General features: G+C 31.4%; 21 protein-coding genes and 1 tRNA gene. 8 read left to right on the top strand and 14 right to left on the bottom strand.

Features of this window, described 5'->3' with window-relative positions:
- Positions 1 to 10 precede the first annotated feature (10 nt).
- Both GM3708_RS12120 and GM3708_RS12115 read right to left on the bottom strand, forming a co-directional pair.
- A complete protein-coding gene (locus tag GM3708_RS12120; protein ID WP_066347292.1) occupies positions 11 to 1,339 on the bottom strand; it encodes a hemolysin family protein in 1,329 nt (442 codons plus the stop codon).
- Between the two features lie 71 nt (positions 1,340 to 1,410).
- The gene (locus GM3708_RS12115) at positions 1,411 to 1,713 is read right to left on the bottom strand and encodes a hypothetical protein (protein ID WP_066347291.1); all 303 of its coding nucleotides are present in this window, start codon (positions 1,711 to 1,713) and stop codon (positions 1,411 to 1,413) included.
- A 78-nt stretch (positions 1,714 to 1,791) separates the two neighbouring features.
- Here GM3708_RS12115 and GM3708_RS12110 point away from each other — a divergent pair.
- Positions 1,792 to 1,864 (top strand) — tRNA-Ile (locus GM3708_RS12110).
- 12 nt (positions 1,865 to 1,876) lie between these two features.
- Here GM3708_RS12110 and GM3708_RS12105 read toward each other — a convergent pair.
- Positions 1,877 to 2,296 carry a hypothetical protein gene (locus GM3708_RS12105; RefSeq protein WP_066347290.1) on the bottom strand — a complete coding sequence of 140 codons (420 nt, stop codon included), beginning with the start codon at positions 2,294 to 2,296 and terminating at the stop codon, positions 1,877 to 1,879.
- Between the two features lie 59 nt (positions 2,297 to 2,355).
- On the opposite strand from GM3708_RS12105, the gene pyrE reads away from it, so the two are divergent.
- Positions 2,356 to 2,928 carry an orotate phosphoribosyltransferase gene (gene pyrE / locus GM3708_RS12100; protein ID WP_066347289.1) on the top strand — a complete coding sequence of 191 codons (573 nt, stop codon included), beginning with the start codon at positions 2,356 to 2,358 and terminating at the stop codon, positions 2,926 to 2,928.
- 228 nt (positions 2,929 to 3,156) lie between these two features.
- On the opposite strand, the gene aroA is transcribed toward pyrE, so the two are convergent.
- The 9 genes from aroA to GM3708_RS12055 form a co-directional block, all read right to left on the bottom strand.
- Positions 3,157 to 4,494 carry a 3-phosphoshikimate 1-carboxyvinyltransferase gene (gene aroA, locus GM3708_RS12095; protein WP_066347288.1) on the bottom strand — a complete coding sequence of 446 codons (1,338 nt, stop codon included), beginning with the start codon at positions 4,492 to 4,494 and terminating at the stop codon, positions 3,157 to 3,159.
- 149 nt (positions 4,495 to 4,643) lie between these two features.
- Positions 4,644 to 6,011, bottom strand: a complete 1,368-nt coding sequence (locus GM3708_RS12090; RefSeq protein ID WP_066347282.1) for a DUF1822 family protein — start codon at positions 6,009 to 6,011, stop codon at positions 4,644 to 4,646.
- A 54-nt stretch (positions 6,012 to 6,065) separates the two neighbouring features.
- A complete protein-coding gene (locus GM3708_RS12085) occupies positions 6,066 to 7,487 on the bottom strand; it encodes a hypothetical protein (RefSeq protein WP_066347280.1) in 1,422 nt (473 codons plus the stop codon).
- Positions 7,488 to 7,497: 10 nt separating this feature from the next.
- Entirely contained in the window at positions 7,498 to 7,782 is a 285-nt protein-coding gene (locus GM3708_RS12080; RefSeq protein ID WP_066347277.1) for a hypothetical protein, read from the bottom strand.
- A 265-nt stretch (positions 7,783 to 8,047) separates the two neighbouring features.
- Complete coding sequence (locus GM3708_RS12075; protein ID WP_066347275.1) at positions 8,048 to 8,266, bottom strand: hypothetical protein; 219 nt, start codon at positions 8,264 to 8,266, stop codon at positions 8,048 to 8,050.
- Positions 8,267 to 8,423: 157 nt separating this feature from the next.
- Positions 8,424 to 8,843, bottom strand: coding sequence for an MgtC/SapB family protein (locus GM3708_RS12070; RefSeq protein WP_066347272.1), 420 nt, complete (start codon positions 8,841 to 8,843; stop codon positions 8,424 to 8,426).
- 115 nt (positions 8,844 to 8,958) lie between these two features.
- Complete coding sequence (locus tag GM3708_RS12065; protein WP_066347271.1) at positions 8,959 to 9,795, bottom strand: CPBP family intramembrane glutamic endopeptidase; 837 nt, start codon at positions 9,793 to 9,795, stop codon at positions 8,959 to 8,961.
- A gap of 59 nt (positions 9,796 to 9,854) precedes the next feature.
- The gene (gene clpS, locus GM3708_RS12060) at positions 9,855 to 10,145 is read right to left on the bottom strand and encodes an ATP-dependent Clp protease adapter ClpS (protein WP_066347268.1); all 291 of its coding nucleotides are present in this window, start codon (positions 10,143 to 10,145) and stop codon (positions 9,855 to 9,857) included.
- Between the two features lie 78 nt (positions 10,146 to 10,223).
- Positions 10,224 to 13,475 (bottom strand): efflux RND transporter permease subunit, encoded by a 3,252-nt coding sequence (locus GM3708_RS12055; protein WP_066347266.1) that lies wholly within the window; start codon positions 13,473 to 13,475, stop codon positions 10,224 to 10,226.
- Positions 13,476 to 13,642: 167 nt separating this feature from the next.
- Between GM3708_RS12055 and GM3708_RS12050 the strand changes: the two genes are divergently transcribed.
- The 6 genes from GM3708_RS12050 to GM3708_RS12030 all read left to right on the top strand — a co-directional run bounded on the left by GM3708_RS12050 (position 13,643) and on the right by GM3708_RS12030 (position 19,505).
- A complete protein-coding gene (locus GM3708_RS12050) occupies positions 13,643 to 14,578 on the top strand; it encodes a DNA polymerase III subunit delta' (RefSeq protein ID WP_066347263.1) in 936 nt (311 codons plus the stop codon).
- A 158-nt stretch (positions 14,579 to 14,736) separates the two neighbouring features.
- Positions 14,737 to 16,107: an MFS transporter gene (locus GM3708_RS12045; protein ID WP_066347261.1), complete on the top strand. Its 1,371-nt coding sequence runs from the start codon at positions 14,737 to 14,739 to the stop codon at positions 16,105 to 16,107.
- Positions 16,108 to 16,222: 115 nt separating this feature from the next.
- A complete protein-coding gene (locus GM3708_RS12040; protein WP_066347259.1) occupies positions 16,223 to 16,741 on the top strand; it encodes a transcriptional repressor in 519 nt (172 codons plus the stop codon).
- Positions 16,742 to 16,797: 56 nt separating this feature from the next.
- A complete protein-coding gene (gene alr, locus GM3708_RS12035) occupies positions 16,798 to 17,940 on the top strand; it encodes an alanine racemase (protein WP_066347257.1) in 1,143 nt (380 codons plus the stop codon).
- 123 nt (positions 17,941 to 18,063) lie between these two features.
- Complete coding sequence (locus tag GM3708_RS18880; RefSeq protein WP_173645016.1) at positions 18,064 to 18,234, top strand: hypothetical protein; 171 nt, start codon at positions 18,064 to 18,066, stop codon at positions 18,232 to 18,234.
- 221 nt (positions 18,235 to 18,455) lie between these two features.
- Positions 18,456 to 19,505, top strand: coding sequence for a DUF3326 domain-containing protein (locus GM3708_RS12030; protein WP_066347254.1), 1,050 nt, complete (start codon positions 18,456 to 18,458; stop codon positions 19,503 to 19,505).
- Positions 19,506 to 19,753: 248 nt separating this feature from the next.
- On the opposite strand, the gene GM3708_RS12025 is transcribed toward GM3708_RS12030, so the two are convergent.
- Together GM3708_RS12025 and GM3708_RS12020 are read right to left on the bottom strand one after the other, a co-directional pair.
- Positions 19,754 to 20,704: a glycosyltransferase family 2 protein gene (locus GM3708_RS12025; RefSeq protein WP_066347253.1), complete on the bottom strand. Its 951-nt coding sequence runs from the start codon at positions 20,702 to 20,704 to the stop codon at positions 19,754 to 19,756.
- 33 nt (positions 20,705 to 20,737) lie between these two features.
- Positions 20,738 to 21,316, bottom strand: a complete 579-nt coding sequence (locus GM3708_RS12020; protein ID WP_066347251.1) for an L-threonylcarbamoyladenylate synthase — start codon at positions 21,314 to 21,316, stop codon at positions 20,738 to 20,740.
- Positions 21,317 to 21,411: the final 95 nt, after the last annotated feature.

Below are 21,411 nucleotides of genomic sequence, written 5' to 3'. Positions count from 1 at the left end.
TTGAAAATATTTATTTATCCTGAAGAGTAATTTTTATTTTATTAATTCGAGGACTATCCATATCCATAACGGTAAACTGATAATTATCAAAACTAAAAACTTCGTATAGTTTAGGTATTTTTTGCCAATGATAAACTAAAAAACCTCCTAAAGTTTGATAATCGTCAATTAAAGGTAAATTAAAATCCAATAAATCATTTAATTCTTCTAAATTAATTTGTGCAGGAACTAAAAAATTTTGTTCATCAATCACCGTAATATTATAAGTATCATCATTATATTGACTTTCATCACCTCCTAAAATTTCGTTGATTAAATCTTGCATGGTGACTAATCCTGATGTACCACCATATTCATCAACGATAATTACCATTTTGAGGCGAGATTGTTGCATTATAGTCAACAATTCACTTAAAGAAGTAGATTCTGGCAAAAAACGCACAGGTTTAATAAAATCTTCTAAAGAAGTTTCGAGATTAAGAGAATTTTCTTCTAAAAGAGAGAGACAATCTTTAAAATCCACAATTCCCCTAATATCATCTAAAGAATCACCAATAATTGGATAACGGGAATGTTTTGTGTCTGCAACTTCTAACCATAAATGTCGATAAGTAGCGCATAATTCAAGAGCTTTAATATTAACCCTAGGAGTCATGACTTCCAAAGCTTCAACATCTCCAAATTCAAAAACATTACTTAATAATTCTCTTTCTTCAGCTTCTAATCCAGAAGAATCTCTTTCAGTTTTAATAATTAATTGCAATTCTTCAGGGGTTACTTGTTTATACCATCCTTGCCCTGTATATTCAACTCCTATTAATTTTAATAAGTAACGAGTAGATTGATTAAGAATATCAATAAAAGGTTTAAAAATGCCACCAATAACCGTAATAGGAGGTGCTAAAAAACGAGCTAATTGTTCAGGATATAATAAAGCTAAAGATTTTGGACAAAGTTCTCCTAAAACTATTTGTAAATAAGCTAATAAAAAAAAAGCTAAAGGAATAGAAATAGAACGAGTTAAAACATTAATTATTGCTTGAGATAAAGGTAAAATGGAGATTAGATATTGTAAAGAAATAGCAAGAGTATCTTCCCCAATCCAACCCAAAGCTAAACTAGATAAAGTAATACCTAATTGAGTAGTGGAAAGTAATCTATCCAAACTTTTTTGTAAAGACTGTACTGTTTGAGCCGCTATATCACCTCCTATGACTAAATGATCAATACGAGATCTTCTCACGGAAACAATTGCAAACTCTGCCGTTACAAAAAAAGCATTGATTGAAATTAACAGAAAAATAGATAAAACTCTCAATGATAATTGATGCCAAGTCATCAGATATCTCCAGAAATCAACGTTATATTGTTAATTGTCTTTTTGAAAGTTACTAAATCTTCAATCATTATTTATTTTTGAGATTTTTCTTTAACTTTACTTTCTTTTCTGGCTTCATGAATATAGTCATAAACTTGAACCAGTATTTTCTCTTCAGACATCAAATGAAATTTTTTTTCTTTCAAGTCATTTTTCTCTTTATTATTAATTTTTTGAGTGGGATTTTCTGGGGGTGAGGTAACACCCACAAGAGATGTGCCACCCAAATAAAAAGAAAATAATCCACTGGCTATTCCTACAGCTAGACTACTTAACAAGACAATCGTACTAGCAATAGTGGTAGGTTTTAATAATTCTACTGTATTTATTTTCATTGATAAAAATTTATATTTGACAAATTCCTAGGAATATATTTTATAATAGTGAAGGTGGCAAAAAAAAGAATGTCATTACCAGGGTTGGCCGAGCGGTTGAGGCAGCGAACTCATAATTCGCCCAAGACAGGTTCAACTCCTGTACCCTGGATAAAAAATAAAATCAACGGATATAATTGGGATCTTCTCCCACAGAACTATTAAAAGGGTTAGGAATGTCTCTAGTTCTAATAGTGGGTTCTTTTTCTTGTAACTGTTTAAAATAATCTGAGAGTATAGCATTAAGTAATAAACCATCTCTAGTAATATTATTTTCGGGAAAAGAACCTTGAGGAAAATTACGCCATCCGAAGATAGTATTAAGTTGTCCTCCAATACTTGCTTGTTCAAAAAAATTGCCACTATGTTCTGAAAAAGCTTGGTTAACTAATTGATTCATATTTATAGGAGTGTTAGACTCTACTATATCCATCGTTGATGATTGTTCAGAATTAACAGGTTGTGCTTCACTAGGATGGGTGATCACACAAGTTAAAGTTGTTAAGGTTGCAATGGCTACAAAGCGAGAAATTTTTGATAACATAATTGATATTTGGTAAGATCATGTTGCTCTAATTGTAACGGATCTACGTTAAAACATTCATGGAAAATAATAGTGCCTTTCTAAGACAACAATTACTAGATTTATTTCTCAAATATGCTTATCAAGAAGGAGATTTTACTCTTTCTTCGGGACAGAAAAGTAATTTTTATCTCAATGGTAAACAAGTCACTTTAAGAGCTGAAGGTGCTTTATTAGTTGGAAAATTAATTTTTTCTTTATTGTCAGAAAATACTGCTGCTGTGGCAGGTTTGACTTTAGGTGCTGATCCCATTGTTAGTGCTGTAAGTGTGGTGTCTGCCTATGAAAATAAGCCTATTCCAGCCCTCATTATTCGTAAAGAAGCTAAAGGTCATGGTACAAAAGCTTACATTGAAGGACCTGATTTAGATGCCGATGCAGAAGTTGTGGTGTTAGAAGATGTCGTAACTACTGGGAAATCAGCTATGTTGGCTGTAGAAAGATTAAAAAATGCTGGTTATCAGGTAAACAAAATTATTTCTTTAGTAGATCGTGAAGCAGGAGGTCGTCAATTTTATGAGTCTCAAGGCTTAGAATTTGAGGCTATTTTCACTTTGACAGAAATTAAAAAGGCACAGTTAACGAAAAATTAAAATTACCTCAGTTCGACAAAAAAAAGATGAAAACATGACAAGGAGACAAGAAGACAAGGAGATTAGAAGACAATATTCGATCCAGTTTTGAGAAAATTTTATTCATTTATAAAAAATACAATCTACCTGTCAACCTGTCCGCTTGTCTGCCTGTCAACAAAAATCAATCATCATCTATTCTGAGATCGAACTGAGGTAAAAATAAATGCTAATTACTTTTATTATTGATTAATCTCTATGGCTTGTTAAGTATTTTAATGTTTTCACAAATGTAGGATAAGAAATAGAAGCGGCTTGTGCACGATTAATGGTTGTTTTTCCTTTGGCATTTAAACCTGCGATCGCCAAACTCATAGCAATACGATGATCTGTATAACTATCCATTTCTGAGCCTTTGAGAGTAACACTGCCCATAATTTCTAAGCCGTCAGGTAATTCCGTAATATTTGCCCCCATTTTATTTAATTCTGTCGCCATCACTGCTAATCGATCACTTTCTTTTACCCGTAATTCTTCGGCATCTTTAATAATAGTTGTACCTTCGGCAAAACAGGCAGCCACCGCAAGAATAGGAATTTCGTCAATTAAGCGAGGAATAATTGCTCCTTCAATGGTACAGGCTTTGAGTTTACTTGATTTTACCTTTAAATCTGCCACGGGTTCTCCAGCTGTTTCCCTTTTATTTTCAAGGGTAATATCTGCACCCATCATCATCAAAGCCTCTAAAATACCTGTACGAGTAGGATTTATACCTACATTTTCAATGGTTAACTCAGAATTAGGTGTAATCGCTCCTGCTACTAACCAAAAAGCCGCCGAACTAATATCTCCCGGTACTATGACTGTTTGTCCATATAACTTTGTTTTACCTTCAATAGTTACACTATGGGTATCAACATCGATTTCTAAAGTTGCACCAAAAGCTCGTAACATTCTTTCACTATGATCTCTTGACAAAGCTGGTTCGGTAACTGTAGTTTTACCTTCTGTCATTAATCCTGCTAACAGAATACAAGATTTGACTTGTGCAGAAGCAATGGGAGAATGATAATGAATTCCTTTTAAGTTTTGTCCAATAACAGCTAAAGGTGCATTTTTATTAGTATTTCTACCATAAATGATTGCACCCATTTGTTGTAATGGTTGAACTACTCTTGACATAGGGCGACTTCTCAGGGAATCATCTCCTGTGACGGCAAAAAATTTGTTAGGTTGAGATGCTAATAAACCTAGCATTAAACGCATGGTTGTGCCTGAATTCCCCGCATCGAGAATATTTAATGGTTCTTGTAACCCTTCTTCTCCTATCCCTGTGACTATTACTTCTTCACTATTTAATTGAGAAATTTTTGCTCCCATTGCTTGAAAACATTGTGCAGTACTACGGGGATCTTCTCCTAGTAATAAACCTTTAATAATAGTTTTTCCAGATGCGATCGCACCTAACATTAAAGCACGATGAGAGATGGATTTATCTCCCGGAATGGATATTTTTCCTTGTAAAGAATATGCTTTATTTTCAATAATTAATTGATGATCTTGGGAGGTTTGAATAAGATTAATCACGACGAATAATTATAGATTATATTAATAATAAGAATTTTCTTAATATATCATTTTTGGGTATCGTAAATACAATTAATAATCTTTTTAAAATCTATCTGATATATTTTATTCTCTTTAAAAGTAAAAGCTATAAGTTGGTAATGCTATAGTTAAATATTAAATTTTTCTTCAAAATAATTATTATTTAAAATAACTTTAATTATAAATTTTTCTTCGGTATTACCCCAAAACTTATATTGTAAAATACGATCATTATCATTAGCCATTAAATTTGCAAAAATATTATTATTTTGATCAATTATTTGCAATCGTAAATCCTCTGGTAAATTATAATTTTTATTCAAATTAAAAAGTCTTATAAAAATATCAATTTCCGTGCTACTTTTTTCTAAAACTCCTATTAATAAACTTAATTGTTTAGAATCTAAATTAATAATTTTTCCTTGCCAAATAGCACAAGATGGATGATTATCGTCTAATTTTTGTAAAGCTAAAGCTGCATTCCAACGTATTTCTTCATCATTATCATTAATTAAATTAGGTAAAATTTTAATTATGTCTATTTTTAATTCATTATCAATATCTAAATTAATGATGTTATTAAGAATTTTATTTATTTGATCTTTATCAATATTTTTTTGTAAAATATTAAGAGAATCAGTAAAAGAAAATGAGCGAGAAGAAAAAACAGGGTTTAAAGAAAAGTCAAAGTTAATATATTGTTGAGTCAACATATCTAAAGTTTGCCAACCTTTACTTAAATTTGTCAAGAATTTACCTTTTAACCATTCACTTAAATTGACAGATTTACGACTAGCAAATAATTGATAACGAGTTTTATTATCACTAAGTAAACTTAACCAATGTCCAAAGTTAACCAAAAGACAAGAAGATAAATTATCTTGAATTTCTTTAAATAAATTTTGTTTGATAGGAGATGAAAGAAAGGGTAAAGGTAAAATTTGTGGAATAGAATCCCAACCATATTCATATTCTAAACAGATTAAATTTAAATCAGTTTCTAAGCATTCATAGGGTAAATCATAACAATGATTAAAAGAATCTAATTTACCATAATTATTTACATCTTCATAGGAAATATAACCAGCAAAATTCAGATAGTTTTCTTCTAAATTTACTTCTACAGCTATATAATAGTTTCCTACCCATTGAGGAATTTTTAACCATTCTTCAGGAATAGAAAATTCAATTTTGTCTTGAGTTTCTATAGGAATTAAAATAATGCGACTAGAATCAATATCAATAGCGTTACCATTAATAAATTCCCAAATACTTAAATTATCTTCTAATTTCATGGTATCACTAAAATTTTTCTCTAATATTAAATTAAGCCATGAAATAAATATTTTTCTTACTAATAAATTAAGATAACCTCGAACAAGAGCAATGTCATTACTTAACTGGTTAATATTTTGCCAAGTTTCAGTTTTTATTTTATCAGTTAATTGTATTTTTATTTGGTCTATAGGAGTATCAAAAAAGATTAAATTAGTCATAATAATTTTAAAAATTAAATAAAAAGAGTAAAATTAAGATTGTCAAAAAAAATTTTATTGTTGATTAAAATATTCATGAAAAAATTTCTCTAACCATAGTTTAATATTATTATTAATCAAAGTATTTTCTTCTAACTGTAAATTCAGTTTAGCATTTAATTTTTGCCTAAAAATATTAATAAGTTCAACTGAAATATGTTCGAGAATAGATGATTTATCTAAATAAAAGTTAAAATAATTGTTTTCAAGTGATTTTTGTTGAGAAGTTTCTATGGAAAGAAAAGATTCTTGACATAGTAATAACATTTCCGATTCTATATATTCCGTTAACCATTGTTTTAACAGTTGAATTAATGATTTAATTTTTTCTGGATTAAATTTTTCTTTTTCTCCTTTAAAGTTTTTAATCACCACATCCAGCAAGTATTTTCTAATTTTTTCGGTATCTCTTGAAAGTTGATATTGTTGACTAGGAAAATTAGAGTTTGTTAATCGAATAGTTTTTATGATTTGTTGTTGAGTGAAACCAAATGCTTCTGAAAGATAAAAGATACTTTGGGAAGGAAGATTAAGAGATTTAAAAGTGGTGACAAGAATTAGATTTATTTTTTCTTTTTGTTGATATTCCTCCAAGTCATTGAAATAATGTATATAATTTTCCTCTTGATTGATTTCTTTATCTTCTGGATATTCAACTGTCACTGGATTAATAAATAATCTTGCTTTTTCTCCACAAAATTCAACTCTTTCTTTAAATTCTTCCATAGTTAACTCTGATGTAAATTCAAAGATTTTTTTCCCTAATAAATTATACTGACTAGTCATCAGCTTTAGTTGTGCTAAATTAGGAGGAGATAAAGACTTATTTTTAGTAGTAGAAAAAGACGTATAATTATCAACAAAACATTGCCATACTAATAAATATTCTTTTAACTTATTTTCGGTTAAACCGCCAATATTTTTTAAAATATTTTCTCTATTAGATTTACTAATTTTTTTTAATAATCCCCAATTAGTTAATAATTTCCAATTCCTACTAAGATATATTTTATCAGCTACAATAGTTTTTAGTCGAGTATAAGCATAAGTAGTTATTTTACTACCACCATCAAATTGATATTTTCTTAATATTTTTTCTGGTTGAGTTATGGCTTCACTCGCTAATAAAAAACATTCATCAAGAGTTAAAGGAGTAATAATATTATTCAGATGAAAATAAACATATTTTGTTGTCCAATAAGATATTTCTTGAAGATAAGATGTTAGATGATGCCGTAAAATTAAGTTATTATTTATTCGTAAATTGTTTAACATTTGATAAGCTAAAATATCAGCTTCAACTGATGACTGTAAAATAATTTTTTTTATATTCTTTTTTAATTTATAGTCTATACGCCAATGTAAAATAAACTTATAACTATCAGTAATGGATAAAAAAGTGGAAAATTTATCAACAATATTTAAACGAATTATCATAAAAATTATACTAACGAATTAAATGATGAATATAGTTAGCACAAATAGCTGAATAAGGTTTTCTTTGAATACTAGCTTGTCTTCTTTCTTCATAAATTATTTGTTTTTCTTTGATATTACTTAATTGGCAGATATTTATAGGAAAATTATAATCTTGATAATATTGAAAACGTCCTGTTTTTGTGAATCTAAATAAACGACAAAAAATACGAGTATCTGTAATATCAAATACTAAGTATAATTTACCTTTCACTTTAACAACATCACCAATTTTGATTATTTTATTGTCTTTCATCTATAGTACTAAATTGAGTTAATTTTCACTAGGGCTTTTAATAGTACATCCAGAAGGTATCCTTAAAATATGCAAAATTATTAATTTTTCTAAAAATTGATTTTTATAGCAAAGGACAAGGGAAAATAAATACTATAATGGGGGAATAGCTGAGTGAATTAAGAGAGCTATAAAAATCAACCAGTTAAAAAATACCAAATTAACAAATACCTTAACAAAAAAGTATTTCTTTATCTCCTACTTTATTTCCCCTCATCATGAATAATTAAACTAACTCTTGCTCTGTTCGAGAAGTCATGTTATTCTGTAAGTTCTGATCATGTTGACGATTTTCAGCTAATAATTCTCTTGCCTTTTCTTCAAGCTCTGTAACATGGTGTTCATGTAGTTCTTGCTCTGTCAAAGATAACAAAATTTCAGTCTCATGATTTGTCTGAATTCTTTGTTTTGCCATTAATTCTCTAGCTTTATCTTCTGTACTCATAAAAATATACCTCATTATCTCATTCTTTACTTTAATTTTAAGATCTTCTTGGCTAAATTTCTTTATTTTTGTAACTAAGACAGCAGAAAATTTTTAATTGTTTAAACAGTCTTCATTTTTTGAAAAATTTATCAATCTTTTACTTTTTCGATTAATTTTATTCTATATCTTTAGGTATTGATGATTCTCGATGATTTTTGTTAGAAAAATAGATCCTCATTGTTCTTAAAATAATTAAAGAGAATAATAATAAGGCTAGGGCTAAATCCCATAAACCTACACTACAAGCTAAACCGATAGCGGAAGAAACCCAAATTTCTGTAGCTCCTGTAACATTCCTAGCATTGTTTCCAGCTTTAAGAATCAACCCACCGCCAATAAAACCAACACCTTGTATAATGCCTGTCATAACTCTAGCTATTTCGGTAGAGTCAACATTATCAATAATTAAAACAAAAGCACATGAAGCCATAGAGACTAAAGCATTAGTTTTTATTCCCCCCGGTTTATGTCTTAATTCTCTTTCTAAACCTAAAATTGCTCCTAAAATAGTAGCGATTAATAATTTGAATAACATTAAAATAAAATTTTTTTTGGAAACTGTTTAAATACTTATTTAGACTAAAAATAATAAAAATTTTAATACTTAAATCTTGATTTTTTATCCTCTATAAAATTATCTAAATTCTAAATTAATTTTTCTCATATTTAGTATTTATTGAGGTTTTAATAAAATATAATAAGATTGCAAGAAAACCTAATCCCATAATTCCAGCAATGGGATTTTGATCTATTCCCGTAATCCATTGAGGTACTTTTTCTGTATAGGTTATCATTTCCCCGACATTAACCACATAATAACCCCAAACTAAACCACTATGAATACCAATACTGATACCTAAAAGATTTTGATGAGATCTCTTTGCTGAGATTAAAGTGTACCCTAGTAATAATAATGCAGGAAAAGTAACAATAGTTCTAATAACTTCAGACAGAGGTTTGATAAAATGAGCGACAGCAAAAAGCAAAGAATTTAAGCCACCAGAAACACCCAAAGAAAAATCCTTTTCTAACTCTGATAGTAACCATCCTCGAAAAAATAATTCTTCAGCAAATCCTATACCAATTGCACTAATAAAACCTTCTAAAACTAATTTAGGAAAAGCCATCGTCGGAGGCTGAAAACTTAACCAACCGAATAATGCTTCTACGGCAAATAATAGCCAATTTGAAACAAAACCAATTATTAAACCTTTAATTAAATGTTGCCAATTTTTTTTACTATTTACTAAACCATAATAAGAAAAAATATTGTTATTATCATAAATATATTTTCCCCAAAGTTTAACTAAAAATAAAAAAATGACAAATAAAATTGCCATAGTAATAATAGTTGTTAAATTAGGATCTTTTTTTCCTATAAGATAGTAAATAGGAATTGCAAAAGGTAGCCAAATAATTCCTAAAGCAAGAATAAATAAACCTAACCTTGCTAAAAAAGGATATTTTTTAATATGTTCAAAAGACAATTTTTTAAAATTAACTGTTTATGTAGATTAATTGTTAATTGTTAATTATTAATTATTAATTATTCTGCTGGTTCAATTGTGCTAGTCAAGCCTTTACTTTTAAGACTTTCGCAATAAAATTCTGCGTGTTCTAAAGCACAAGTAGTGACTAACCCAATACCATTTGTGTGAGTTTCCATCATGACACTAACCGCTTGAGGCTCATTAATACCAACGGTTTCCATTAAAACTAGTACAACATATTCCATAGTATTAAAACTATCATTATGTAATAAGACTCGATAACCTGAATCATGCTTACGTTTAGTCTCAGATTTACTTGTAGGCTTATCAATTACTTGAGTTGACATATAAATTAATTACCTCCTATGTATATGTAGTTGAGAAAAATTTAATTCTTTAAATGATTATAACTCTAAGTTTTGTCTCTAACTATCTGACATCAGGATAGGAGATTCTTGAGTATTAGGATTACCACCATTTTTATCATTATCAGAGGGTTTACGAGGTTTCTTCTCGTTACTTAATATATTTTGTTCAAAATTCTTAATTACGATATAAAGATTAGGCACAAATAATAAACTCAAAATCGTGGAAATAATCATTCCTCCAAATACAGATGTACCTAATGACCAACGGCTGACACTACCTGCACCACTGGCAACTAATAAAGGTAAAAAGCCGAATAGAGTAGATAAGGTTGTCATTAAAATCGGACGAAAACGCTCTGTTGCCGCATAGATTGCCGCATTAGTAATAGTCATGCCTAATGTACGTGCTTGATTAGCAAATTCCACAATCAGAATGGCATTTTTACTCGACATCCCGATAAGCATTACTAAGCCTACTTGTACATAAATATTATTATCGAGAATGGGCCAAATACTATCAGTGCCTTGAAATTGAACTCTTAACCAGATGCCCCCTAACGCACCTAAAATTGATAGGGGTACGGTTAACATAATGATAGTCGGATCAATATAGCTTTCATACTGAGAGGCTAATACTAAGAATACCATCACAAAACCTAACCCGAATACAATAGGTGCGGCACCTCCTGCGGTTTTTTCTTCGGCGGCGGTGTTTGTCCATTCAAAGCCAAATCCGGGCTGTAAGGTGGCATTTGCAACTTCTTCCATGACTTGGATAACTTGCCCTGAGCTATATCCTTGGGCTGGAGATACGTTAACTTTGATGGCTGGATAAACATTATAGTTAGTAACGATGGGAGGATAAGTGCTTTCTTCCAGGGTTAACATATCGCTCATCTGCACCATTGCACCGTTACGACTACGCACATAAATTTTACCAATATCATCAGGATTGGAGCGAAAATCTCCGTCAGCTTGCGCAAAAACTCTATATAATCGCCCATCTAAGACAAATTGGTTAACAAAGTTTCCACCGAGATAAGTTTGTAAGTTAGCTAAAACCACGTTAATATCCACATTCATCGCTTTGACTTTTTCTCGATTGATTTTTGCCTCTAAGATGGGAGAGTTAAAGGTAAAGGTAGTAAAAGCACCCGCCACTTCAGGACGTTCATTTGCTGCCGCAATTATCCGTTGAGTATTATCAATTAAGGCATCCATCCCTGTTAATTGACGATCTTGGATATAAAGTTCTAAACCACTAAAGTTACTTAAACCATCCACTGGAGGAGCATTAACGGCAAAAACTCTGGCGTTATCGATTTTTTGTCTCAAAATAGGGTTTAAGCGACGAATTACGCCAAATACGGAATGTTTTGCCCCTTCTCTTTCAGCCCAAGTTTTTAATTTAATAAAGAATAAACCTTGATTGCTGTTAATACCATCGAAGGAAAATCCCGTTAATGCCATAGCATGATCAACTTCTTCAAATTCCATGATTTCCGCCATGATTTTACTGTTAATATCTTGGGTATAGTTGAGAGATACACCGGGTTGTGCGGTGGCAATAACAAAGAAATACCCTTGATCTTCTTCAGGAATAAAACCCTGCGGTACAGTTTGATACATCCATCCCGTCAAAATTAAACCACTTATGAAAATAATCATAATTAGGGTTTTGAGCTTAGTTAAAAAAGTAATTACCTTGCGGTATCCTTCTTTAAAAGCATCAAATACACGGTTAAATAATTCAAAAAATACTCCTAAAGGACCTTTGGTTTTTTTAGGGGCTTGTAACAATATCCCTGACATGGTAGGAGAAAAGGTTAAAGCATTAAAGGTAGAAAAAAGTACTGCAGCGGCAATGGTTAAAGCGAATTGTTTATAAACAATCCCTGTTGTGCCGGGGAAAAAAGATACGGGAATAAATACCGCCATTAACACTACAGATGTAGCAATGACTGCTCCGAATAATTCATCCATAGAGTCAAAAGCCGCTTGTAGAGGACGCATTCTCTGGGCAAGTTTATTGGAAACAGATTCGACAATTACGATACCGTCGTCCACTACTAAACCTGTTGCTAATACACAGGCGAATAAGGTTAATTGATTGAGAGTAAAACCTAAAGCTTTTAAAGCAATCATCGAACCAATTAAGGCTACAGGAATCGCCACAGAAGGAATAACGGTGGTTCGCCAGTCTTGTAAAAAGATAAAAATAACTAATACTACCAGTGCGATCGCCTGTAATAAAGTTACCACTAAGTCTTTTAGTGCCGCATCAATGAAAAGAGTGTTATCTAAAACAATTACATCTTTATATCCGGGAGGGAAGGACTGTCTTAATTCTTCCATTTTTGCCTTAATGGCGTTTGCCGTGTCAAGGGCGTTACTACCGGGTAACTGATAAATAATTAAAGCAACGGCGGGGGTATCTCCATCAAGGGTAATTAAAGTAATATAATTTTCAACTCCTAATTCTGCTCTGCCAACATCACCAATTTTAATTAAAGTTCCATCATCTCCCACCTTCACCACAATATTTTCAGCTTCTTCTGGAGTGACAAAACGTCCTTGTACTTTCAAGGGAATTTCAAATTGTTGTCCTTCGGGATTCGGTAATCTACCAACACCACCAGTACCAATATCAAAGTTTTGCTCTTGAATCACAGACACTACATCAGTAGCGGTTAAACCTCTAGCGGCTAATTTGTTGGGATCAAGCCAAATTCGCATAGCATAGGTAGATGAGCCTAGTGCGTTTAAATTTCCTACCCCTTCAATTCTGTTTAATTCATTCCACAGATAGCGATCGAGGTAGTTAAATAAGAATACGGTATCATATAAATATTTACCATCTTCTCCTTTTTCAGAGTAAAAAGCGTAAGCAAGGGTAACGCTAGGAGAAGCTTGTTGCGTTGTAATCCCTGATTGGTTAACAATGGGTGGTAAGCTGGATTGGGCTTGTGCAACTCGGTTTTGTACTAATACTTGTGCCGTGTTGCTATCAATTTCGACGGGAAAACTAACGTTAATAGTACTTTGTCCTGTATTAGCCGTATTGGAACTAATCCAGCGAATATCAGCCGTGCCGTTAATTTCTCTTTCTAAAACGCTAGTAACATTATCTACGGTAGTTTTTGCATCTGCACCCACATAGTTAGCGGTAACAGATACCTGCTTGGGAGCAATTTGCGGTAATTTATCCAAGGGTAACAGTGCCATACATATTACCCCGACGAGGATAATCACGATGGTGCAAACCGTTGTTAATACTGGACGTTTAATAAATTCTGAAGAAAGAGACATAGATTAATGGTGGATGAGGACGTATAAATTAATAATACTGATTTAATCTAAAATAAACAAAACTCAAGATAATTATATCGATAAGTTAAAAATCTTAACTAATTCTGTGAACAAGTTTTCAATGACTTTCGCATTTTATAATTGTTAATTATTAATTATTAATTGTCATGAAGCCTCTTGCTAAGTTAATCGGACAACCTCTTGCCATAGAATTATTAGAACGGGCGATCGCCAAAAATCATGTCGCACCTGCTTATTTATTTGTAGGGGCAGACGGCATTGGAAAAGCATTTGCGGCGAAATGTTTTACAGAAATGTTGATGATTGATGAAACGGAAAATTATCTTCAGGCTTGTAAAAAATTATATGCAGGAAATCACCCTGATTTTTTATGGGTAGAACCAACTTACAATGATAAAGGAGTGTTATTAACTGCTACAGACGCAATAGAAAAAGGCTTTAAACGCAAAACATCCCCAAAAATTAGAATCGAACAAATTAGAGAAATTAGTCAATTTTTAGCTCGTCCACCGTTAAAGTGTGATCGCTCTGTAGTCGTAATTGAATCGGCTGAATTAATGGCAGAATCCGCAGGAAATGCGTTATTAAAAACGTTAGAAGAACCAGGACAAGCTACTATTATTTTAATAGCACCTAGCATCGATTCCATCTTGTCAACTTTAGTTTCTCGATGTCAAATTATCCCTTTTTCTCGTCTTAGTGAAGAACATTTAAAGTTAGTTTTATATCGAGAAGATGCCGCACAAGTTTTAGATTATCCACAATTAATTAAACTATCTCAAGGATGTCCCGGAAAAGCAATCTCTGATTGGCAAAAATTACGAGAAATTCCTTCAGATTTACTGTTACAATTAACTAAATTACCTGATAATGTTATAGATGGTTTAAATTTAGCAAAACAAATTAGTAAAGATATTGAGTTAGAAAATCAAATTTGGTTGGCTGATTATTTACAATATTTATATTGGGATAAAGAACGAAAAATTAATATTATTGAAGCCTTAGAAAAAGTTAAAAAATTTTTATCTCGTTATATACAACCTCGTCTAGTTTGGGATTGTTTTTTCTTAGATATAATTTAATTAATTCTATGACAATAAATTAACACAAATACAGTTTGGAGTTAGACTAAAATTGCCACTAACTTTAATATTGGCGATAATATTGCGATTGTTAAAACTCTTATTTTATTTGTAGAATAGAATATAAAGTTTTGTAACAATCCTCCCTAAACAAAAGCGTGAATTTTCTGAAAACCTTTCAGAGTATTGAGAAAAATAAATTAATCAATTTACTAATTCTCTTTCTATGTGCCTTATTTTTTTGGATAAGTCTCACCTGTTTATTGCCAACTTTACCTGCTTATATTCAAGATATTGGTGCTACAGCTAAACAAGTGGGTTACGTCATGGGGTGTTTTGCTATTGGGCTATTATTATCTCGTGTTTGGTTAGGAAAATTAGCAGATGATGGATTAACTCAATTAATTCAACAAATAAAACTCCATTCAACTATCAGTAAATTTTTAACTCGTACTTTACGAAAATTGATTGGTAGATTAGTTGATTATCCGAGCCGAAAAATAGTGATAATTATTGGTACATTAGTTGCAACCATCGCTCCTATCGGATATTTAATGTTAAATTCTATTCCTGAATTAATGGTGATTCGTGCTTTTCATGGTGTAAGTATCGCCGCTTTTACCACAGGTTATAGTGCATTAGTGGTGGACTTATCACCGCCGAAACAAAGAGGAGAATTAATCGGTTATATGAGTCTAGCTGTGCCTATTGGTATGGCTGTAGGACCTGCTATAGGAGGTTTCTTACAAGAATATACCAACTACCAAGTATTATTTGCATTTTCCTCTGGTTCTAGTTTTTTAGCTTTCTTTTTAGCTATACAAATTAGGGAATTTGAATCTTCTTCAAAACAAGGAAAAAACTCCCATATTATTTCTTCTAAACGAGATAAATCAAATGATCGCACTTTCAAACAAATAATTTTTAATCCTTCTTTTTTCGTTCCTACTCTGATTCTATTATTAATTGGTAGCTTATTTGGTGCATTAGTAACATTTTTACCCCTATATTTACGATATATTGGATTGACCCTCAATGTCGGATTATTTTACACTACAGCCGCCATCGCTTCTTTTGTGGTCAGATTTATTTCAGGACAAGCATCAGATAAACATGGTAGAGGTATTTTTATTACTATTAGTATTATGTGCTATGTCTTATCAATGATTTTACTGACATTTGTTCAAAGTAATAACATCTTACTATTATCTGCCATCCTAGAAGGTACCGGAGCTGGAATGTTAGTGCCAATCATCCTTGCCTTAATTTCTGACAGATGTAGTGCAACAGAGAGAGGAAAAGTGTTTGCTATCTGTGTCAGTGGCTTTGATGTGGGGGTTGCATTAGGTGGTCCTGTGTTAGGTAGTTTATTATTAGACTTAGGTTATCGTTTCCTGTTTGCCGTGACTGCGATGATGGCAATAATAGCTTTTATAATTTTTATCAGTTTTTCTAACAAAGACATGGTTAATTCTTGGCGTTTTGCCTTCGGGGATGCCCCAGATTTATATAAAATTATTGATAATTGAAAAAAGAATAAAGTAAAGTTAAGATTTGATTCTCAATTAAAGTTAATTAGTTGCAAATAGCAGTGAAAGAAAAGTATCATAAGTAAAGAAATAGTTTGTCTCTCCCAAATTGCTTATGTCTTTAGATACTACCGCATCAATCAAAAAAAAGCTCAATTCCAGAGGTTGGCGAATGACACCTCAACGGGAGAAAATCCTTGAGGTATTTAACAATCTTCCTCAAGGTAATCATCTGAGTGCAGAAGAATTGCATAAATTACTAGAAGAAGAAGGGGAAAATATTAGTTTATCGACTATTTATCGTAGTGTTAAATTAATGACAAAAATGCGAGTTTTGCGTGAGTTAGAATTAGCGGAAGGTCATAAACATTATGAATTAAATCATCCTTATCCCCATCATCATCATCATATTGTTTGTGTTCAATGTAACAAAACTATTGAGTTTCAAGATGATTCTATTCTTAAGCATAGTCTCAAACAATGTCAAAAAGAGGATTTTCAATTAATAGATTGTCAGTTAACGGTTACTACTATTTGTCAGGAAGCCATTGAAATGGGTTGGCCTTCAACTTTACCGAGTGATTGGTGTTGTAGTCGAGCCATTGCTGATGGACAACATAAAATTAACCATTAAAATTTCTCAATAGAAATTAATATATCAATCTTACTATCTGAAATAATGATTATCACATGAATCATTCTTCTTCTGAACATAAAAAACAAAGGGCATGGATTAACATTAATCATCAAGCCTTAACTCATAATGTACAAGAAGTTAAAAAAATATTACTTGATCGAACTCTATTAATGGCTGTTATTAAAGCTGATGCTTACGGGCATGGTGCAATAAAAGTAGCTCAAACTCTCTTAAAATCAGGAGTTGATGCTTTAGCTATTGCTACGTTATCCGAAGGTATTGAATTAAGACAAGGGGGTATTATTGCACCAATCCTCATTTTAGGGGCGATTAACACAGTAGATGAAGTTAAAGATATTGTTAAATATAACTTAGAGCCTACTTTATGTACTCCTTCTCAGGCTTTGATTTTTGCTGAAACATTAGAACATCTTAATACTACTTTATCTGTACATCTCAAATTAGATACGGGAATGTCAAGACTTGGCACTCATTGGCATAATACAGTAGATTTTGTTCATTATATTCAACAATTTCCTCAATTACATCTCTCAAGTATTTATTCTCACTTAGCTACGGCAGATGATATTAACACGTCATTTATGGAGCTACAAAATTCTCGTTTTCAAGAAGCTATTTCCGCTTTAGAAGCCCTAAATATTCCTATCCCTTCACTACATTTAGCTAATTCTGCTGGTACTTTAGCTAATCAAAATTTACACTATGATATGGTGAGAGTTGGTTTAGCTTTATATGGTATTTTTCCCGCACCTCATTTAAAAGATAAAGTAAAACTACAACCAGTCTTAGAAGTTAAAGCTCGTATTACTCAAATTAAGACTTTACCACCAAATACTGGGGTTAGTTATAGTCATACTTTTAAATCTGATTTTCCTATTAAAATGGCGGTAGTGGGAATTGGCTATGCAGATGGAATTCCTCGTTTATTATCTAATAAAATGAAGGTAATAATTAAAGGAAAATTGTTCGCTCAAATTGGTAATATTACAATGGATCAAATGATGTTAAATGTCACTGATTTTCCTGATTTAGAAGTAGGAGAAGTGGTTACTTTATTAGGAAAAGATGGTAATTTAGAAATTACTGCCGATGATTGGGCTAATACCATTGGTACAATTTCATGGGAAATATTATGCAGTTTTAAACACCGTTTACCGAGAATTAATAATAGATAAATAAAATAAACTTTAATAAAAAATATAGTTTGAAGAAGAAACAGAAAAATAAATATTAATTCTTTTACCATTACTGTTTTTACGATAATATATAATAAATTCAAAATTTATCAATCAAAAATTATGACAACTCACTTCATTACTGCGGAAATTGACTTACAAGAAAACCCTCTTAAATTGAAAAAAGACATTGAGGAAAAATTGAATCAAGAAGGTAAACCTTTGCGTTGGGCGATTACAAATATTGATGATAATAAACAAAAGTTAAAAGTAGAGGCAATTGTGACAAAATAAATGATAGTTAATTATCCCTACTATCTCCTGTCTCCTAACTCCTATTTCTTATAGTTAATTAAAATAACACTGAGACAGTTAGAAAAAATATTCAGGATGAACAATGCTCACAAATCAAGGTTTTTGAGAATTTTTAATATTATTAAACTGTTTCATTCTTATTTAAAATGACTATACCTTCATCACACCCTAACTAATTAATTCATTATTAATTTTCTGCCATGAAACAAAAACCCTATTGTGGTGTTTTAATTATTCCTACGGGTATTGGTGCATCCATTGGTGGTTATGCAGGAGATGCTTTACCTGTCGCAAAGGCAATGGCTCAAATTTGCGATCGCCTTGTAACTCATCCTAATGTTATGAATGGTGCAAGTTTATATTGGCAATGTCAAAATATAGACTATGTTGAAGGTTATGGATTAGACAAATTTGCAGCAGGAGAATGGGGATTAGAATCAGTCACTCAAAATAAAATTGGTTTAATTTTAGATAAAGCCATAGAAACAGAATTAAGATATAGACACTTACAAGCTACCGATGGAGTTAGAACAACTTTAGGTATTAATGTTAATAATTATATTATTACGGATGCTCCTTTACATGTAGAATTAAGAATAGCTGAAAGTGGAGCTAGTTGGGGTACAATAGGCAATCCTGATAGTTTATTACGGGCGGCACAAAAATTAATTGACGATGGAATGAATGCTTTAGCTGTAGTGGCTAGATTTCCTGACGATACTGACTCTCAAGCCTTACAGGATTATCGTCATGGTAGCGGTGTAGATGCCTTAGCGGGTGCTGAAGCCGTAATATCCCATCTTATAGTCAGAGAATTTCAGATACCTTGTGCTCATGCTCCAGCTTTATCTCCTTTACCTTTAGATATAAATATATCACCTCGCTCAGCCGCTGAGGAATTAGGACATACATTTTTACCATGTGTATTAGTGGGTTTAAGCAAAGCACCTCAATTTACTCTTAACAAAAATTATCATAGTCTTTGGGCAAAAGATATTGATACCCTTGTCATACCAGCGAATGCTTGTGGTGGTAGTGCAATGCTGAGTTTTAGTAGTTTAAATACTCAAATAATCGCTGTGGAAGATAACCAAACTTTATTAAATATAAACCCAGAATTATTAGGAATTAAAGTCATCACAGTAAAATCATATTTAGAAGCATTAGGGGTAATTGTTGCTCATCGTGCAGGAGTTCGTTATGATGCACTCAATTTAGAAGTAAAATATCTTCGTCTCAATAAAGTGTGATGAGAAAGTTTTTTGGTGAGACTATTAGTTAAAAGATAAGAGAAATACTTATAAACAAGGACATTAACTTTTATATGATAATTTAAAATACAAATATATTTTATTTACAAAATTATATTAAAAGTGTTAAGTTTTTCTATAAAAATAGCTAAAATCTTACATTTTTTAAAATTAGTAAAAAATTTAAAAACTCTTATTCATTGCTTATTACCTGTCTTTACCTGTAAACTTAGATGCGACCTAGTTTATTATTTATCTTTAAAACCATAGGTTTCTCGAATAAGATATAATGGTCTTCCTTTAACTTCTTCATAAATTCTAGCAATATATTCACCAATAATTCCTAAAGTAATTAATTGAATACCACCTAAAAATAAAATAGCAATAATAGTAGAAGCATATCCTGGCAAATCAATACCAAAAATAATAGTTTTAAGTACTAAAAATAAACCATAAAATAAAGAAATTAAAGAAATAAATAACCCAAAATAACTCCACACTTTAAGAGGAATTGAACTAAAAGAAGTTATACCATCTAAAGCAAAATTCCACAACTTCCAATAATTAAAACTACTTTTTCCTCCATGTCTTGGCAACCTTTCAAAATAGATAGCCGTTTGTCGATAACCTACCCATGAAAATAAACCTTTCATAAAGCGATTTTTTTCTGGTAATTGTCTTAATGCCTTGACTACTTTTTCATCCAATAAACGATAATCTCCTGTGTTGGCAGGAATAGGAATTATACTAATTTTGCCGATAAAACTATAAAAACAATCAGCCGTTTTTTGTTTTAACCATGACTCCCCTTGACGAGATTTTCTGACGGCATAAACCATGTCATAACCTTCTTGCCATTTCTTCCTCAACTCAATAATTAATTCTGGGGGATCTTGTAAGTCAGCATCAATGGGAATAACAGCTTTTCCTGTGGTATAATCTAGTCCTGCACTCATTGCGATTTCTTTACCAAAGTTACGAGATAAGTTAATAACTTTTATGCGATTATCTCGATAATGATAGTCGATGAGAAGTTGAAGAGTATCGTCTTTACTACCATCATTAATGCAAACGATTTCATAATCTGAATTGAGAGAATTTAAAACTGATTGTAAACTAGAAAAAAGTTTATCTAAATTCTTTGCCTCATTATAACAAGGTATTAATAATGATAACTCTGGTTGATTTTCTTTCACAATTAATTAAATTTCTGAAGTAGAGAATAGGAAGTATCAATTATCAATTCTTATTTTTCCTTGTCGTAAAGTTTGCCAATTTTCTCCTGTCCATTTTATAACAGTAGAGGCAAGACCAGAATTTTGATTCTGAATGTTATTATCATCCAAAACATAAACAGAGGGAAATTTTTGGGCAATTTCTGACATATTGGTTAAGGCTTCTTCTCCTGATAAATTAGCACTAGTGGTAGCTAATGCACCTGTTTGTTTAAGAATTTCTTGGGCGATCGGAAAATTAGGAACACGAACCCCTATACTATTAGGATTGAGAGGATTCATCGTTGCTGGAATTAAAGAAGAAGCGGGTAAAACCATTGTTAATCCACCGGGTAAATATTTATTAGCTACATTTTGCCAAATTTTTAATTCTTTTGATGTACCTTTAACATATTGCCATATTTCTTCTACACTACTTGTCATTAAAATTAATGGTTTTTCATAACTACGTTGCTTTAACTCAAAAATTAACTCACTGTGATTTGGTTTTACCGCTAGAGCTGGTAATGTGTCGGTAGGAAAACTAACTACTTGTTTTGCGATCGCTTTTTCAATTAAAACAGAAACAGAAACCATACAAAAAGAAGGAATAAGAGATTATCAATTATCAATTATTCATGGTTTTTTGTTAATTGTCCATTATTCTTAGATATACAGATAATTTTTTTGTC

This window comes from Geminocystis sp. NIES-3708, assembly GCF_001548095.1.
In the GTDB taxonomy this organism is placed as follows: Bacteria; Cyanobacteriota; Cyanobacteriia; order Cyanobacteriales; family Cyanobacteriaceae; genus Geminocystis.
Note: the sequence above shows the minus strand (reverse complement) of the source record. Positions and strands in the feature narration are given on the sequence as shown.

Bases quoted from the DNA above. Each gene is read 5' to 3' on its own strand.
- GM3708_RS12080 (WP_066347277.1), bottom strand. From the start codon at position 7,782: ATGAAAGACAATAAAATAATCAAAATTGGTGATGTTGTTAAAGTGAAA.
- GM3708_RS12070 (WP_066347272.1), bottom strand. From the start codon at position 8,843: ATGTTATTCAAATTATTAATCGCTACTATTTTAGGAGCAATTTTAGGT.
- GM3708_RS12050 (WP_066347263.1), top strand. From the start codon at position 13,643: ATGAAGCCTCTTGCTAAGTTAATCGGACAACCTCTTGCCATAGAATTA.
- GM3708_RS12040 (WP_066347259.1), top strand. From the start codon at position 16,223: ATGTCTTTAGATACTACCGCATCAATCAAAAAAAAGCTCAATTCCAGA.
- GM3708_RS12105 (WP_066347290.1), bottom strand. From the start codon at position 2,296: ATGTTATCAAAAATTTCTCGCTTTGTAGCCATTGCAACCTTAACAACT.
- GM3708_RS12090 (WP_066347282.1), bottom strand. From the start codon at position 6,011: ATGACTAATTTAATCTTTTTTGATACTCCTATAGACCAAATAAAAATA.
- pyrE (WP_066347289.1), top strand. From the start codon at position 2,356: ATGGAAAATAATAGTGCCTTTCTAAGACAACAATTACTAGATTTATTT.
- alr (WP_066347257.1), top strand. From the start codon at position 16,798: ATGAATCATTCTTCTTCTGAACATAAAAAACAAAGGGCATGGATTAAC.
- GM3708_RS12085 (WP_066347280.1), bottom strand. From the start codon at position 7,487: ATGATAATTCGTTTAAATATTGTTGATAAATTTTCCACTTTTTTATCC.
- GM3708_RS12030 (WP_066347254.1), top strand. From the start codon at position 18,456: ATGAAACAAAAACCCTATTGTGGTGTTTTAATTATTCCTACGGGTATT.
- GM3708_RS12120 (WP_066347292.1), bottom strand. From the start codon at position 1,339: ATGACTTGGCATCAATTATCATTGAGAGTTTTATCTATTTTTCTGTTA.
- GM3708_RS18880 (WP_173645016.1), top strand. From the start codon at position 18,064: ATGACAACTCACTTCATTACTGCGGAAATTGACTTACAAGAAAACCCT.
- GM3708_RS12055 (WP_066347266.1), bottom strand. From the start codon at position 13,475: ATGTCTCTTTCTTCAGAATTTATTAAACGTCCAGTATTAACAACGGTT.
- clpS (WP_066347268.1), bottom strand. From the start codon at position 10,145: ATGTCAACTCAAGTAATTGATAAGCCTACAAGTAAATCTGAGACTAAA.
- GM3708_RS12115 (WP_066347291.1), bottom strand. From the start codon at position 1,713: ATGAAAATAAATACAGTAGAATTATTAAAACCTACCACTATTGCTAGT.
- GM3708_RS12075 (WP_066347275.1), bottom strand. From the start codon at position 8,266: ATGAGTACAGAAGATAAAGCTAGAGAATTAATGGCAAAACAAAGAATT.
- GM3708_RS12020 (WP_066347251.1), bottom strand. From the start codon at position 21,316: ATGGTTTCTGTTTCTGTTTTAATTGAAAAAGCGATCGCAAAACAAGTA.